This window comes from Sphingobacterium athyrii, from assembly GCF_003071065.1.
Classification (GTDB): domain Bacteria; phylum Bacteroidota; class Bacteroidia; order Sphingobacteriales; family Sphingobacteriaceae; genus Sphingobacterium; species Sphingobacterium athyrii.
The window spans coordinates 615484-629364 of record NZ_QCXX01000003.1 but is presented as its reverse complement, the minus strand read 5'-3'; the positions used below and the strand labels follow the sequence as shown (position 1 = coordinate 629364).

The following is a 13881-nucleotide window of genomic DNA, read 5'->3' as shown; positions in this document are numbered from 1 at the left end:
ATTAATTTCTCTTATAACTTTTTCCGATACTTCCCAGTTTAAGCTGGATCACACCAAAAAAAGCTTCCTTGAAGATACTTGTACTCATTTTAGATGTGCCCTCGGTCCTATCGGTAAATATGATAGGCACCTCCACAACATTAAACCCATATTGAATGGCCGTAAATTTCATCTCAATTTGGAAAGCATAGCCAACAAATTTAATCTTGTCCAAAGGAATAGTCTTCAGTACCTCCCGCGTGAAACAGACAAAACCAGCTGTAGCATCCTGAACTTTAATTCCAGTAATAAAACGGACATATACTGATGCAAAATATGACATCAATACCCTGCTCATAGGCCAGTTGACAACATTTACACCTTTAATATAGCGGGAGCCGATACTCATATCGGCACCATCCACGCAGGCTTGTCTCAATCGGACTAAATCTTCAGGGTTGTGGCTAAAATCCGCATCCATTTCAAAGATGTACTGATAATGTTCCCTTGCGAGCCCCCATTTAAATCCATGGATATAAGCAGTTCCCAAACCTAATTTCCCTTTCCGTTCCTCTATAAATAAACGGTCCTGAAATTCAATTAATTGTAAACGCTTTACGATATCTGCCGTTCCATCAGGCGATCCGTCATCAACAATCAGAATATCAAATGCATGTGATAAGGAAAAAACTTTACGAATGATTTTTTCAATATTTTCCTTTTCATTATATGTTGGAATAATAACTAAACTCTCCGCCACTTTCTTTTATTTAAGACCAGTAAAGGTAACAATTTAAGCTAAATTCTCTGCTAAGAATTTCGATGAAATCCTTACAAAAAGGATATTTCGAAGGAACGTAGCTTGATGTCGCCTGCTTTTAACTATAAAAGTATCTGGCCGATAAAATAGCTGAGTGATAAAAAGAAAAGCCCGTTACTATGGGAGTAACGAGCTTTCATTAACCAATTATAAACTTAAATTATGAGACTGCAAATATGGCGAATATTGCTTATATATGCAAATTTTAATGCGTTTTTATGCAACATTTTCAATACAATGTCTCAGTTTTTGTCAAAAACATTTGATAATATGCACAATACTGCAATTTCATCGATCAACTTCGCCCAGGACAATATCAATTGACCCGAGTATTGCAATGAGGTCGGCAATTAAAACCCCTTTTCCCAATTCGGAAATGACAGAAAGATTGTTGAAACTTGGTCCTCTTGATTTCACTCTTAAGGGAATATCGGATTTTTCTTTCGTTACAAAATAAAAACCAAGTTCTCCTTTCGGGTTCTCTGCACGCACATAGTAATCTTGTGCTTTCAAATTTACTTTTTTGGGCACCAAAGCACGCGGATCAAAATCTGCGGTACGCTTAAAATCTTTTCGTAACCGTTCAAGGCATTGTTCAATGATACGTACAGATTCACGTACTTCATCTACCCTAACCTTATAGCGGTCCCAGCAATCTCCGATACTGCCCATGGCTCCTTGTCCCACCGGGATCTCAAAGTCTATTTCCGGATAAACGGAATACCCATCAATCCGTCTCAAATCCCATTTAATACCCGAGGCTCGCAGCATAGGGCCAGAAACACCATAATTGATCGCAACGTCAGCGGGTAAGACGCCTATATTAGCTGTTCGGGATATAAATATCTGATTCTGCGTTAATATCTCATCAAGCTCAACCAGTTTTGGTTTAAAATAACTTATAAATTCGGAACAACGTGCTTCAAAGCCAACGGGTAAATCGTAGAAAAGCCCGCCTACCCATATATAGTTATATAACATGCGGGAACCGGATACCCATTCCAACATGTTCATGATATGTTCACGGTCTCTAAAACACCATAGAAAAGGAGTTGTTGCACCGATATCAATGCCGTATGTACCGATAGCAATAAGGTGTGATGCAATGCGGTTCAGTTCACATACCAATACACGGATATATTCTACCCTTTTGGGAATCTTACTATCCAGACCCAGCATACGTTCTACACCCATGACGAACGCATGACTATTATTCATCGATGCAAGATAATCCAGGCGATCGGTGAAAGGAATTGTTTTACCATAGTTTAATGATTCAGCATGTTTGTCGAAACATCGATGCAGATATCCCAAATGTGGAACGACCTCTTTCACAATTTCGCCGTCGGTAATCAGTTGCAAGCGTAATACCCCGTGTGTCGACGGGTGTTGCGGTCCCATATTCAACACCATTTCTTGTGTCGAGATCTCCGCTAAATGTTTTTCATAACGCGCTAATGCTTCTCTATATTTTGGATTCGCCATAGGGATCAATTAATGTTAATACCATGATATTTTTCAGCGTCCTGATAATCTTTGCGTAATGGATGTCCCTCCCAATCATCGGGTAAAAGGATTCGTCGCAGGTCAGGATGCCCTGAAAAATAAATTCCCATCAGATCAAATGCTTCTCTTTCATGCCAATCTGCTGTACGCCAAACGGATGTTATTGATGCAATCTCCGGTAGTTCGTCCAAAGACCGGTTCGCCTCCAATTCCACTTTCAAAACAAGTGTATGTTGATAAGGCAGGGAATTAAGATGGTAAACAATGGTAAAGTGCTCTTCGTAATCTACCGCCGTTATATTGCTCAAAAAGTCAAAATAAAGTCCTTCCGTATCTCGTAGAAAAGAACAGACAGGTAGTAGATCTTCCGAGGCGATAAACAAAGCTGGTTGTAATCCAGTGACCTCTTCTTTCAGTATTATCGAGCCCCCCAATGCGGAAACTAGTTTTGATTTAATTTCTTCAAATGTCATATTATGGGGCTAGACGCGTGATTTTCCAAGAATCTGATACTTTTTTATAGACAATACGGTCATGAAGACGGCTTGCGCGCCCCTGCCAAAATTCAAAATAGATGGGTTTTAAGATATAGCCGCCCCAATGTGCCGGACGAGGTACGGGTACATCGTCGGTATATTGCTTCTGAAGCTCTTCTACTCTACTTTCCAAAAAATCTCTATTTGGAATTTCGCGGCTCTGCGGCGATGCCAAAGCACCTATACGACTTGCTTTGGGGCGCGATTGAAAATACTCATCCGAATTGGATTCATTGGCAAATTCAATTACACCCTCAACACGAATTTGTCGTTGTAGTTCGGGCCAGAAAAATAAGAGTGCTGCATGCGGATTGGCTTTCATATCTTCCCCTTTTCGGCTTTCGTAATTTGTGAAGAATACCAACCCCCCATCTGCAATATCTTTTAACAACACAATCCTTGAGGAGGGTAAATGTTGCGATGATACAGTAGACAGTACCATTGCATTGGGCTCAATGACTTCACTATGAATGGCCTCATCAAACCATTTTTTGAACTGAAGGACGGGATCATAATCCACATCCGATTCAGATAGGTTACCTAAAACGTAATCTTGTCTGATCGCTGCAATATCTTTATGTTGAATGGACATATAAACCTATTTCTATATTCTTACAAACTTACTAAAATCATTGCTTTTTCTCTATAAACTTAGTAGAAATTGCCAAAAACGTTTTTTTTGGCACAGATCTCGCATATGTTAAATAAAAATGGATATATTTCGACATATACTTAATCTTACGTCCTATGTTTAATGAATTAGACCCACAAAAAGGAAGTTTATTGATCTCAGAACCGTTTATGCTGGATCCCCGGTTCTTAAGGTCCGTTATACTACTCTGTGACCATAACAGCGAAGGAAGTTTGGGCTTTGTCTTGAATAATAAGACAAATGTTCAGATTGGTCAATTATTGGAGCCGATATCGACATGCACTTTTCCAATTTATCTTGGCGGGCCTGTAGCACAAGAAAGCTTGTTTTTTGTACATAGCCGATTCGATCTTTTATTAAGCGGTGAAGAAGTTGCTCCCAATCTTTACTTTGGCGGTGACGAAGAAAAGCTTATTAGCGCCATTCAACAGCATGAGATTAAAACTGATGAAATTAAATTTTTCATCGGCTATTCAGGTTGGTCGACCGGTCAATTGGACAAGGAAATCAATGAGAATAGCTGGGCCGTTCAAAATAAATACCATCATCAAATTATTTTTGAAGGAAACGGCGAGTTGCTCTGGAAGGACGCCATTATTGGGTTAGGTCCTAAATATGCGCATGTTGCCAATTTTCCGCAGAGCCCAGAGTTAAATTGAGCTATTCTTCTGTCTACGCTATCTTGACATAGGTTTTAATTTCGATTACGAGGGCATATTGAACGTTATGACAAAATGAATGAATTTCTGCCATCCTGTCCTACTATCAGTATTTGGAACATTGATTGTGCATGGATCACCAAAATCATAACATTAAATAGCAACATACAAAATTATGAATCCAGAAAAAGGTAGTATTTCAATCCACACGGAGAACATATTTCCCGTAATCAAAAAATTCTTATACTCAGATAATGAGATTTTCTTGCGAGAACTGGTATCTAATGCAGTTGATGCTTCCCAAAAGATTAAACGTTTGGCTTCTTTGGGGCAATACAATGGCGAAACAGGTGAGTTAATCGTAGACGTCAAGTTTGATGAAGCGGCCAAGACCATTACGATTTCGGATAATGGTATCGGTATGACAGCCGAAGAAATCAAAAAATATATTAATCAGATTGCGTTTTCGGGAGCAACGGAATTTATGGAGAAATTCAAAGAAGCGAACGATGCAAACGAGATTATTGGTCGCTTTGGATTAGGATTCTATTCTGCATTTATGGTGGCAGATACAGTAGAAATTCAATCATTATCCTACCAAGATGGAGCTGAGCCGGCGCACTGGACCTGTGACGGTAGTACCTCTTACGAAATTTCAACAGGGACTAGAACAACACGTGGTACAGATGTCATTTTGCACATCAATGACGAGTCGACCGAGTTTTTGAGCCAAGCACGTCTGCAGGATATCTTGGACAAATATGCGAAGTTCCTTCCTATTCCAATCCGTTTCGGTACCAAGACAAGTTCTGAGGCAGATGGTGAAGATGAGGAAGGCAAGCCAAAATATAAATCTGTAGAAGTTGATAATATAATCAACAATACAAATCCAGCATGGACAAAGTCTCCTTCTGAATTAAAAGATGAGGATTATTTAGCTTTCTATCGCGAACTATATCCTTATTCGATGGACGAGCCATTGTTTTGGATCCACCTTAATGTAGACTATCCATTTAATTTGACTGGTATACTTTACTTCCCCAAGGTGAAAAATGAGCTTGAAATCCAACGTAACAAAATCAAGCTTTATTCGCGACAAGTATTCATCACTGATGAAGTGAAAGATATTGTACCAGAATTCCTAATGTTACTGCACGGTGTAATTGATTCACCTGATATCCCATTGAATGTCTCCCGCTCATTCTTGCAGGCTGATAGTAATGTCAAAAAGATCAATAGTTACATCACCAAAAAAGTTGCTGATAAATTAAATGAAATATTCAAAACTGACCGCAAAGGTTTTGAAGAAAAATGGAACGATATCGGCCTTTTTATCAAGTACGGTATGTTAAGCGATGAGAAGTTTGCAGAAAAAGCTAGTGATTTCTGTCTTTTGAAAAATACAGGCAATGCAAGCTTTACGATCAAAGAATATTACGAAAAGGTAAAAGACATTCAAGTCGACAAAGATGGTAATATCATTTACCTCTATACACACGATGCTGCTCAGCAAGATGGCTTTATCCAAACAGCGTTAAACAAAGGTTATGATGTATTGGTGCTCGACGGCCCGCTTGACACGCACTTTACTTCTTATTTAGAGCAAAAGGGTGGCGAAAAAGTACAGCTTAAACGTGTAGACGCAGATGTAATCGACAAGCTTATTCAAAAAGACGAAAAAATAGAACTTTCGTTGTCCGAAGAGGAATCCAAAAAAGCATTGGAGGTTTTTGAAAAAGCGATTTCTCGTCAAGATATGAAGGTTGAGGTGGATGCGCTCCGTGAAGCTGACTTGCCAGTATCCGTCACTATCGATGAGTTTATGCGTCGTATGAAAGATATGGCCAAAACTGGTGGTGGTATGAACTTCTATGGTTCACTGCCTGACAATTACAAGGTAACGGTTAATGGTAATCACCCTTTGATCAAACGGATTTTATCCGCTTCTGATGAAGAAGGTGCGAAATTGGCGAAACAGGCTTTTGATTTAGCACTCTTGTCAAGAGGTCTTTTATCAGGTGCAGACTTGACGTCTTTCGTAAAAAGAAGCGTTGAGATGATCTAATAAGACTATAGTCTAAATAGAAAAAAGCGATTACTCTATTCGGGTAATCGCTTTTTTATTCAAATATTCAGCAAAAAACGGACATTATCGTGAGTAAAAATACCAAATCTCCATCCGCTGACTATTGCATTCGTTTTTTGTTAAAATTTAATAAACTATCCTTCACCTAGTTGCCTTTAATCGCTGTTTTTTTTCATTTAATTATTTGGAGGGAATAGGGTTTAATTGTACTTTTGTATCATCAAAATCACGGTAGGTATAGCTCAGTTGGTTAGAGCACTAGATTGTGGTTCTAGGGGTCGTCGGTTCGAGCCCGATTACTTACCCAAAAGGCAGATCAGTAAAATGGTTTGCCTTTTTTCATTCCTGCACCTTATTTCGTAGCGTGAGAAATGGGATCAAGCATAATTCTTGGGGGAATTGAAAAAATACTTAGTTTAGTGTTTTTAAAAACTAGAGAACACTTGGAAGCTGCCGAACGTAAATTATTATCCTTGTTAATGCCCGAAGGGCTATTAGAATATTTTCAGATTTTAGAAGTAGATCAGGTAGAAGATCAACTTCATATCTATTTAGATGAGCTTAATATTACTCCAGCGGGTTATGAAAATAGTAACCTAGAATCAAAAGGTTTTATGCCTTCTACGGAGATTTCCGATTTTCCCATTCGGGGGCAGAAAGTTACCCTGCATATCCGTCGTCGTCGTTGGACTGTTTTGGACACTGGAGAGATTATCACAAGAGATTGGAATCTAGTACGTGAGGGTACCCGAATGACAACAGAATTCGGGCTTTTTTTAAAGAAGATATTTGGATAACCATCCTGTAAGTGCCCAGTTAGTAGGTTTGTTCTTTCAGATGGATGGCAAGCTGCTACAAGATCAATATAAGAATCATCTGAGCGATTTCCATGATTGGGATCAAAAATCACATGCAGAGAATTGGACACTATTTCCACAGAATATAGCTGAACACTTAAGTATTGATGAGACCAGTTTTAGTAATGGTGAACTTTATACCATTGTAAGTAGTAAATCTGCAAAAGGTAGGAAAGGAACCATTCTAGCGACAATCAAGGGAACAAAAGCGGAAGATATTATCGCTGTATTAGAGCGAATTCCTCTTGGTACAAGAAACAAGGTTAAAGAGGTGACCATGGATATGGCTCCTAATATGGCTAAGGCTATCCGTAGATGTTTCAGAAATGCCAGGCGGGTAATAGATCGTTTTCATGTTCAAAAGCTAGCATACGATGCTGTTCAGGAACTACGGATCCAGTATCGCTGGGAAGTATTGGATATAGAAAGCCAAAAAATAAAGGATGCAAGAAAGCAAAGTCTTCCTTATGAGCCAGAGGTATTATCCAATGGAGACACCATCAGGCAACTATTGGCTAGATCTAGACATCTGTTGTTCAAGCACCCTGGGCGGTGGACAGAAAGTCAAAAACATCGTGCAGAGTTATTGTTTATTCGCTTCCCAAAGCTAAGACAAGCATATGATTTAGGGATTGCTCTGGGTGCTATTTTTACCAAATGCAAAGACAAAACACTTGCCTTTACCAAATTGGGTCTGTGGCATAATCAAGTGGAGAATGCGGGCATCCTATCTTTTGAGAGTGTAGCAAAGTCTATTGCAGCACACCACCCTGAAATCCTGCATTACTTTGACAACAGGAGCACAAATGCTTCAGCTGAGTCTTTCAATGCTAAATTAAAGGCTTTTCGCAGTGTATTCCGTGGTGTAAGAGATACTACTTTTTTCTTGTATAGGGTGATGAAATTGTATGCTTAATTATCTTTAACCCCCAAACTTTCGGTATGATCCGAGAAACGGGCCATCAGTTTCAAAACTTGTGGAAACGGGATGCATAGGGCTTGGTCTGTTGATGTTAATAGAAGTAAAAAAATGCTATTTTCATCAATCAGGTAAAGGATCTAGCACAGCTGGCTTTTGCGGGTCAAAAACCGCTACACCGACGCGTGAATCAGCACAGCCGTAATATAGAAACCATTTTTGTTTAAAATATACCAAGCCCTCGATAAATACAGTCCCATCGACATATTGTCCGCTCTTTTCAAAAGCTTCCATTGGACGTAGAAATGGTGTATCCAGACGAGCTAATACTTTGGTGGGATCTTTCCTGTCAAAGAGCACCTGCCCTGCTGAATAGGTGTTTTTATTGAATCTTGGATCCCCTTTATATGCATGGTTTTTGCCGTTATAGAGGAGTAGAATTCCTTTCGCTGTCAAAATCGCGGGTGGACCACATTCGGTGAGAGAGCTATCAAAATAGCCCTCGCGTGGCGAAATAAATGCCTGCAACCTTCCCTCTTTATCCACTACAGGTTCCCAGTCGATCAGATTGTCTGATGTAGCACCATACACCCCATATTCGCCCCAATATAACCAGTACTTACCATTTACTTGAGTGATAACCTGCCTATCTCCTACCAATTTTGTGAGAATAGATGCGGACTTATGCGCCATGTTAACAAGGTTGGGCAACTTGTTGGATTTTTGGAAAATAGGTCCATGCTTTGTCCAGTTTCTTAGATCGCTGGAGGTGGCTACACCTAATCGGGGAACCTTGCGATTCCATTGTGTGTAGAACATGACAAAGGTTCCGTCTTGAGCCTGGGCAATCCGTGGATCTTCAGTTCCCCCCGGCCATTCGTTGGCCTGTTGACTATCCTTATCCGGAAAGAATATTGGTGTTTTGCTTCGTTCAAAATGCAGTCCATCCCCGCTCGCGGCAAGTCCTAGACGGGAGGTTCTATGCCCGATTTTTACTCCTGTTTTATCTTCGGCGCGATAAATGACATAGACACTGTCTCCAATGACAGCGGCCGCCGGATTAAACGTGTCATTATCCTCCCAGCGGATGGTCGTTTGGCTAAGAGGATCGTAGAAGCTGGTGCTACTGTCCGGTGCAATAACGGGGTTAATGCCAGTAGGCCGTTCAAATCCACCCATTACCCAGTTTTTTCCATGCTGTGTACTGCATCCATGTAAAATAACAGATTGGATAATAATATAAAGTCTAATAAATGTCTTCATAAAGCCTATTTTATTTCCTCCAGCGCTCCCTGCGATAACGCAAAGGCAGCAATAAAACCGATAATTAAAAATAAGAGATAATCGGCGTGGGCACCCTTTAGTCCATAAGCTGATAACAATAAAAAGAAAACCATTCCAACTGCTCCTGTCAGCAATAATTTCTTACGACCGAAACGATCTCTAATGCTCATCCCCATATACACATCAAATTTATTTTGCTAGTTGACGTAAATGAATTGGTTATAGTTTGACAAAAAAGCAAAACCGATTTTGTCGATTAACCAAATATACTTCTTATTCCAAAATAAATCAAAACCTTTCTTCTGATTGCATTCTTCGATACACATGTATCGGATAAAGTAAGGTTGGCACGGATCATATGTGTTATTTCCTGAAAATCCGATCAAAATAATGAAGGGGATTCATTAAAATAAGCGGGATATTTCTATATTTATGTTTAGGTCTTTCCTAGGTTAGACAATGTCATGAATATTCGGAAGAATATTCAATTTCGGACAACATCGCTACAACAAGATTAGATATAAATGACAAGTACCAAAATCAACACTGGAATTTTAAGTTTTGGCATGTCTGGGCGTGTCTTTCACGCACCTTTCATCCATATTAGTCCACATTTTAACTTAACCGCTGTCGTAGAGCGGTCAAATAAAACAGCGGAGGAACTTTATCCAGAAATTATTAGTTATGACAGTGTAACTCAATTATTGGCTGACGATACAATAGAGCTTGTGATTGTAAATACACCAAACCATACCCATTTTGAGTTCGCTATCGACGCGCTAAAAGCAGGAAAACATGTCCTTATCGAGAAGCCAGCAGTGGAAAATATTGCTCAATTCGACGAACTTATTGAGGTCAGCAAGAAAAGCGGGAAGCGGATTTTCTTTTATCAAAACAGACGTTATGATAGTCATTTCCTTGATGTAAAGAAAGTTGTCGAAAGCGGTGATCTTGGCAAACTGGTTGAAGTATCTTTTCGCTTCGACCGCTATAAACTGGAATTGGGTCAAAAATATTTCAAGGAAAATAATCAATACATCTCCAGCGGTCTCACATACGACTTAGGGCCTCATATAATAGATCAGGCTATCGCACTTTTTGGTAAACCATTAAAATTCAGTAAAACAACTTCAATCAACCGGCCGGATTCCCAAGTCGCGGATTACTTTCATTATCATTTGCATTATCCGGATGGCTTGAATGTATTTTTAACGGGAAGTCTCGCTGTTGCTGAACCTTTACCCGCTTTTGTTTTAAACGGTACAAAGGGGAGCTTTATTAAAACGATGGCTGATGTACAGGAACAACAATTAATAGATGGTATGCTTCCCAACAATTCGATATACGGCATGGAGCCGGAAGGCAGCGAAGGAAAACTTGTGACCATCGATAGCTCAAATCAAAAGCATATATCTTACCTTCGCCCGCATAAAGGAGATTATAATCTATTATTCAATGCTATCTATGAAAATCTTATTAATGATGTTGAATATCCGATTACAATAGACCATATCAGGTGGCAGATTGAAATGTTATCGGCGGAAACATAGGATAACATATAATAAAAAAACCATTCCGATTACATCGGGATGGCTCCCTCCTGTTAATATTGCCAATATCAATTTTTATGCATTAAAACTAACTTTTCAGCGAAGTCTTCCACAATCAGGTTTTGCACCGAAATTCATTTAAAATAATTCAAATTTGAATCCCAGTTGATATTGTTCAATATCCGCAGTCCAATTGTCAATAATATTATTTGTTCTATTAAATTTTCGATACCGAAAATAAACTCCACCCAATTCTGCACCTAAACTGTAGCCTGTTCTTGGTCTACTACGGAATGCATTGTCTCCATTGTTCAATTTATAGCGGTCATCATTGAGTAGAAAATTAAAGTCGAGACCACCCATAATTGCAATAGTACGGGTAAAGTTTAGTTTTAAATAGAGTGGTACACTCATATAGGCTAACTTTCTGGTACCGGCTCCAATACCGTGCTCACGCTGTGCTGTCTGGTCATTATTTCGGATTCGTATCAAGTTATAGACTGGTTCAGCTTGTAAAGCGATGTTTTTATTGAAACGATAAGTAAGATCCCCTCCGATCTGAAAACCGACTCTCTTATTTGAGCGAAAGGCTGAGCCATCTGTACTTGATAGATTGCCTCCTGCCCGAATGCCCATTCCGAATTGTGCTAAAGCTTTGTGTATGGACAGTAGTCCAAAAATTACTGTTACGGCAAATACGATTTTCTTCCTTTTGTTGTCTGGCATACAATGTTATTTACTATTTGAGTTTCTCCTGATAATTCTTTCAACACAACGGAATACCTGCTGACATACAGCCAAAGTTCGTAATCAACAGCAGGAGAATGCTTACAAAAAAACTATTTTTTGAGAAGTAGCTGTTATTTGGCATAAAGCTAAAAGAAAAATAAATACAGATTGACAAAATTATACGAACAGCATTATTTTATATACGAACACGCTAATTAGCATTAGGCTTCGGTCTCCCCGCTCTTCTTCATCACGATTCGAAAAGAGCTTTCTTTCTAGATAATGATCCCGCCCAAGATAAATAAAGTCCAGGGTTTGGGCCCAAAAACATATTGCCAACTATCTCAAGATCAACCGGCCATGGTTGAGTAGAATCGGTCGACGGGTTTTAAAAGGTCAACTTAAATTAATATGTTCAATAGCAACTTAAACATATATTTGTTTATAAACTTCAACGAATATGGGAAATCGAAATGTAACAATTATTTTAGTCCACGGAGCCTGGGGAGACGGGTCCCATTGGCGACATGTTATTGCAAATCTTCATGCGGAAGGATATACTGTTCGAAGCGTACAAAATCCATTGACGTCAATCGAAGATGATATTCAGAAAACGAAGGATTTGATTGACTTACAGACGGGTAAAGTTGTGTTAGTTGGGCATTCTTATGGCGGAGCAGTTATATCGGCAGCAGGGCATCATGAAAAAGTTGTGGGTTTAGTGTTTATTGCTGCCTTTGCTCCGGAGAAGGGCGAAAGCTTAGGCGGGATATTCAGTCGCAGAGAGAAGTCTTCTGGCGCAGCAAGTATTGTTCCTGATGCAAAAGGATTTCTTTGGATCAAGCACGATAAATTCCATGAAAGCTTTGCCCATGATTTAAGCGAAAAAGATGCAATCGTGATGTCTTTGGCTCAAAAACCAACTCATGGCAGTATTTTCGCCGCTGAGGCTGATGAACCGGCGTGGAAAACAAAACCTAGCTGGTACCAGGTATCAGACAATGATCATATGATACCACCTGCAACACAAATAGAAATGGCTGAGCGGATCAACGCAAAAAAAATCATTCATTTAGCAGCTAGTCATGCTTCCCTGGCTACCCATCCAAATGAAATTACAGCATTGATCAAAGAGGCTGTAAGTGTAGTATCGTAAAATATTATCGTATTATAAAAAGAGCTAAATAGATTAAAATCCATTTAGCTCTCTTAAGACATTTCACTTGAACTATTTGTTCGTGTGTTAATTTGCCTTTGTAAGTTCCGTCAATGCTTTTACTATCTCTGGAGCAGCATAGTCTCTACTCCCCTCTAAACGTTCGATTATCTGTCCATTTTTGTCCAGAATGACTGTGGTAGGAATTGATCCACCTAAAAACTCAGGTGGGATTTCTCCTGCGGGAGTGTATAAAGGCAAGTCATAATTGTTCTTTTCCATAAATGCTGCCGATTGATCGATATCATTATCTACATCCACCATCAGGAATTCAATATTTTTATTACCCTTGAATCCTTGTCTTAAGGTATTTATGGACGGCATCTCATGTATACACGGAGGACACCAGGTAGCCCAGAAGTTGATAAACACAACTTTCCCTTTTAAAGCACTCAATGATACGACATTTCCAGACTTATCTTTAAAAGAAACGTCCGCTACTTTTGGTTTTTGCATCTCCTGGATAGGCTGCTCTTTTTCTGTTTCGGGTTTGTTACTCGAAGTTGGATTTCCGCAGGCAGTCAAAACACCTGCCGCGAGAATAAAAAGCCCAATACGCATGGTTATACTGTTAAATCTTATATTCATCATTGTATGTGTAAGTTACTATAGTTTATATTCGAAATTTATTGCCTTAATTTTTTTACCTTGCTAACCTTCAGCTGTATAAAAATGTGAATACAGTTGCTGCCGTTCTGTTGAGAAGACACAAACTTTTGAAAAAAAGATAATCCTAAATGCGCAATGTCTGGTATTGGAGAAAGATAGGTAAGTATTTATCGTTAGCCCGATGAGACTTTTGATTCCACTCTTTATTGGGCAGGATGTGAACCATACGACGACCAACATTAGTAAAGTCATCACGTATTGTCCGTAGTTTTTGAAAATATCAAATTTAATGTAGCCCATCAATGGCTAAAATAAGCTTAATTGTGCAAGCACACAAGTGACTGAAGCTATTTTATTTACTTTAAAGTGCTTGCTATAGCATTCAAAATAATCGCTATAGCAAGCACCCCCTGACCAAAATGCCAACTATAGGCTTTAAAAAACTACCTCATTTAACTAACAAAGAAAAGCCGTCCAGT

14 protein-coding genes and 1 tRNA gene are annotated in these 13881 nt (G+C 39.2%); 7 read left to right on the top strand and 8 right to left on the bottom strand.

Going from position 1 to position 13881, the window contains the following annotated elements; all coding sequences use genetic code 11:
* Position 1: 1 nt before the first annotated feature.
* The 4 genes from DCO56_RS13380 to pdxH form a co-directional block, all read right to left on the bottom strand.
* The gene (locus DCO56_RS13380) at positions 2-739 is read right to left on the bottom strand and encodes a polyprenol monophosphomannose synthase (protein ID WP_108634260.1); all 738 of its coding nucleotides are present in this window, start codon (positions 737-739) and stop codon (positions 2-4) included.
* A 348-nt stretch (positions 740-1087) separates the two neighbouring features.
* A complete protein-coding gene (locus DCO56_RS13375; RefSeq protein ID WP_108634259.1) occupies positions 1088-2284 on the bottom strand; it encodes an NADH-quinone oxidoreductase subunit D in 1197 nt (398 codons plus the stop codon).
* 5 nt (positions 2285-2289) lie between these two features.
* On the bottom strand, positions 2290-2778 hold the full coding sequence (locus DCO56_RS13370; RefSeq protein ID WP_108634258.1) for an NADH-quinone oxidoreductase subunit C: 489 nt from the start codon (positions 2776-2778) through the stop codon (positions 2290-2292).
* 1 nt (position 2779) lies between these two features.
* Positions 2780-3433 (bottom strand): pyridoxamine 5'-phosphate oxidase, encoded by a 654-nt coding sequence (gene pdxH, locus DCO56_RS13365; protein ID WP_108634257.1) that lies wholly within the window; start codon positions 3431-3433, stop codon positions 2780-2782.
* Between the two features lie 155 nt (positions 3434-3588).
* On the opposite strand from pdxH, the gene DCO56_RS13360 reads away from it, so the two are divergent.
* From DCO56_RS13360 to DCO56_RS13340, 5 genes are all read left to right on the top strand, one after another.
* Positions 3589-4152 carry a YqgE/AlgH family protein gene (locus DCO56_RS13360; RefSeq protein WP_108634256.1) on the top strand — a complete coding sequence of 188 codons (564 nt, stop codon included), beginning with the start codon at positions 3589-3591 and terminating at the stop codon, positions 4150-4152.
* A gap of 175 nt (positions 4153-4327) precedes the next feature.
* Positions 4328-6217, top strand: coding sequence for a molecular chaperone HtpG (htpG, locus tag DCO56_RS13355; RefSeq protein ID WP_108634255.1), 1890 nt, complete (start codon positions 4328-4330; stop codon positions 6215-6217).
* 252 nt (positions 6218-6469) lie between these two features.
* A tRNA-His gene (locus tag DCO56_RS13350) sits at positions 6470-6543 on the top strand.
* A gap of 114 nt (positions 6544-6657) precedes the next feature.
* On the top strand, positions 6658-7035 hold the full coding sequence (locus tag DCO56_RS13345; protein WP_245935753.1) for an ISAon1 family transposase N-terminal region protein: 378 nt from the start codon (positions 6658-6660) through the stop codon (positions 7033-7035).
* The gene (locus tag DCO56_RS13340) at positions 7028-8011 is read left to right on the top strand and encodes an ISAon1 family transposase (protein WP_245935752.1); all 984 of its coding nucleotides are present in this window, start codon (positions 7028-7030) and stop codon (positions 8009-8011) included. Before DCO56_RS13345 ends, DCO56_RS13340 begins: the two co-directional genes overlap by 8 nt.
* A 126-nt stretch (positions 8012-8137) precedes the next feature.
* Here the strand turns inward: DCO56_RS13340 and DCO56_RS13335 are convergent, their stop codons facing one another.
* Positions 8138-9277 carry a glycoside hydrolase family 130 protein gene (locus tag DCO56_RS13335; protein ID WP_108634254.1) on the bottom strand — a complete coding sequence of 380 codons (1140 nt, stop codon included), beginning with the start codon at positions 9275-9277 and terminating at the stop codon, positions 8138-8140.
* A gap of 5 nt (positions 9278-9282) precedes the next feature.
* Complete coding sequence (locus tag DCO56_RS13330) at positions 9283-9474, bottom strand: MFS transporter (protein WP_108634253.1); 192 nt, start codon at positions 9472-9474, stop codon at positions 9283-9285.
* 348 nt (positions 9475-9822) lie between these two features.
* On the opposite strand from DCO56_RS13330, the gene DCO56_RS13325 reads away from it, so the two are divergent.
* On the top strand, positions 9823-10848 hold the full coding sequence (locus DCO56_RS13325; protein WP_108634252.1) for a Gfo/Idh/MocA family oxidoreductase: 1026 nt from the start codon (positions 9823-9825) through the stop codon (positions 10846-10848).
* A gap of 138 nt (positions 10849-10986) precedes the next feature.
* Here the strand turns inward: DCO56_RS13325 and DCO56_RS13320 are convergent, their stop codons facing one another.
* Positions 10987-11574 (bottom strand): outer membrane beta-barrel protein, encoded by a 588-nt coding sequence (locus tag DCO56_RS13320; protein ID WP_108634251.1) that lies wholly within the window; start codon positions 11572-11574, stop codon positions 10987-10989.
* A gap of 463 nt (positions 11575-12037) precedes the next feature.
* Here DCO56_RS13320 and DCO56_RS13315 point away from each other — a divergent pair, with 463 nt between their 5' ends.
* The gene (locus DCO56_RS13315) at positions 12038-12733 is read left to right on the top strand and encodes an alpha/beta fold hydrolase (RefSeq protein WP_108634250.1); all 696 of its coding nucleotides are present in this window, start codon (positions 12038-12040) and stop codon (positions 12731-12733) included.
* A gap of 87 nt (positions 12734-12820) precedes the next feature.
* Here the strand turns inward: DCO56_RS13315 and DCO56_RS13310 are convergent, their stop codons facing one another.
* A complete protein-coding gene (locus DCO56_RS13310; protein WP_245935837.1) occupies positions 12821-13384 on the bottom strand; it encodes a TlpA family protein disulfide reductase in 564 nt (187 codons plus the stop codon).
* Positions 13385-13881 lie beyond the last annotated feature (497 nt).

Excerpts from the sequence above, each read along its gene's own strand:
- DCO56_RS13370 (WP_108634258.1), bottom strand. The coding sequence starts at position 2,778 with ATGACATTTGAAGAAATTAAATCAAAACTAGTTTCCGCATTGGGGGGC.
- DCO56_RS13360 (WP_108634256.1), top strand. The coding sequence starts at position 3,589 with ATGTTTAATGAATTAGACCCACAAAAAGGAAGTTTATTGATCTCAGAA.
- DCO56_RS13375 (WP_108634259.1), bottom strand. The coding sequence starts at position 2,284 with ATGGCGAATCCAAAATATAGAGAAGCATTAGCGCGTTATGAAAAACAT.
- pdxH (WP_108634257.1), bottom strand. The coding sequence starts at position 3,433 with ATGTCCATTCAACATAAAGATATTGCAGCGATCAGACAAGATTACGTT.
- DCO56_RS13325 (WP_108634252.1), top strand. The coding sequence starts at position 9,823 with ATGACAAGTACCAAAATCAACACTGGAATTTTAAGTTTTGGCATGTCT.
- htpG (WP_108634255.1), top strand. The coding sequence starts at position 4,328 with ATGAATCCAGAAAAAGGTAGTATTTCAATCCACACGGAGAACATATTT.
- DCO56_RS13315 (WP_108634250.1), top strand. The coding sequence starts at position 12,038 with ATGGGAAATCGAAATGTAACAATTATTTTAGTCCACGGAGCCTGGGGA.
- DCO56_RS13310 (WP_245935837.1), bottom strand. The coding sequence starts at position 13,384 with ATGATGAATATAAGATTTAACAGTATAACCATGCGTATTGGGCTTTTT.
- DCO56_RS13320 (WP_108634251.1), bottom strand. The coding sequence starts at position 11,574 with ATGCCAGACAACAAAAGGAAGAAAATCGTATTTGCCGTAACAGTAATT.
- DCO56_RS13330 (WP_108634253.1), bottom strand. The coding sequence starts at position 9,474 with ATGGGGATGAGCATTAGAGATCGTTTCGGTCGTAAGAAATTATTGCTG.
- DCO56_RS13335 (WP_108634254.1), bottom strand. The coding sequence starts at position 9,277 with ATGAAGACATTTATTAGACTTTATATTATTATCCAATCTGTTATTTTA.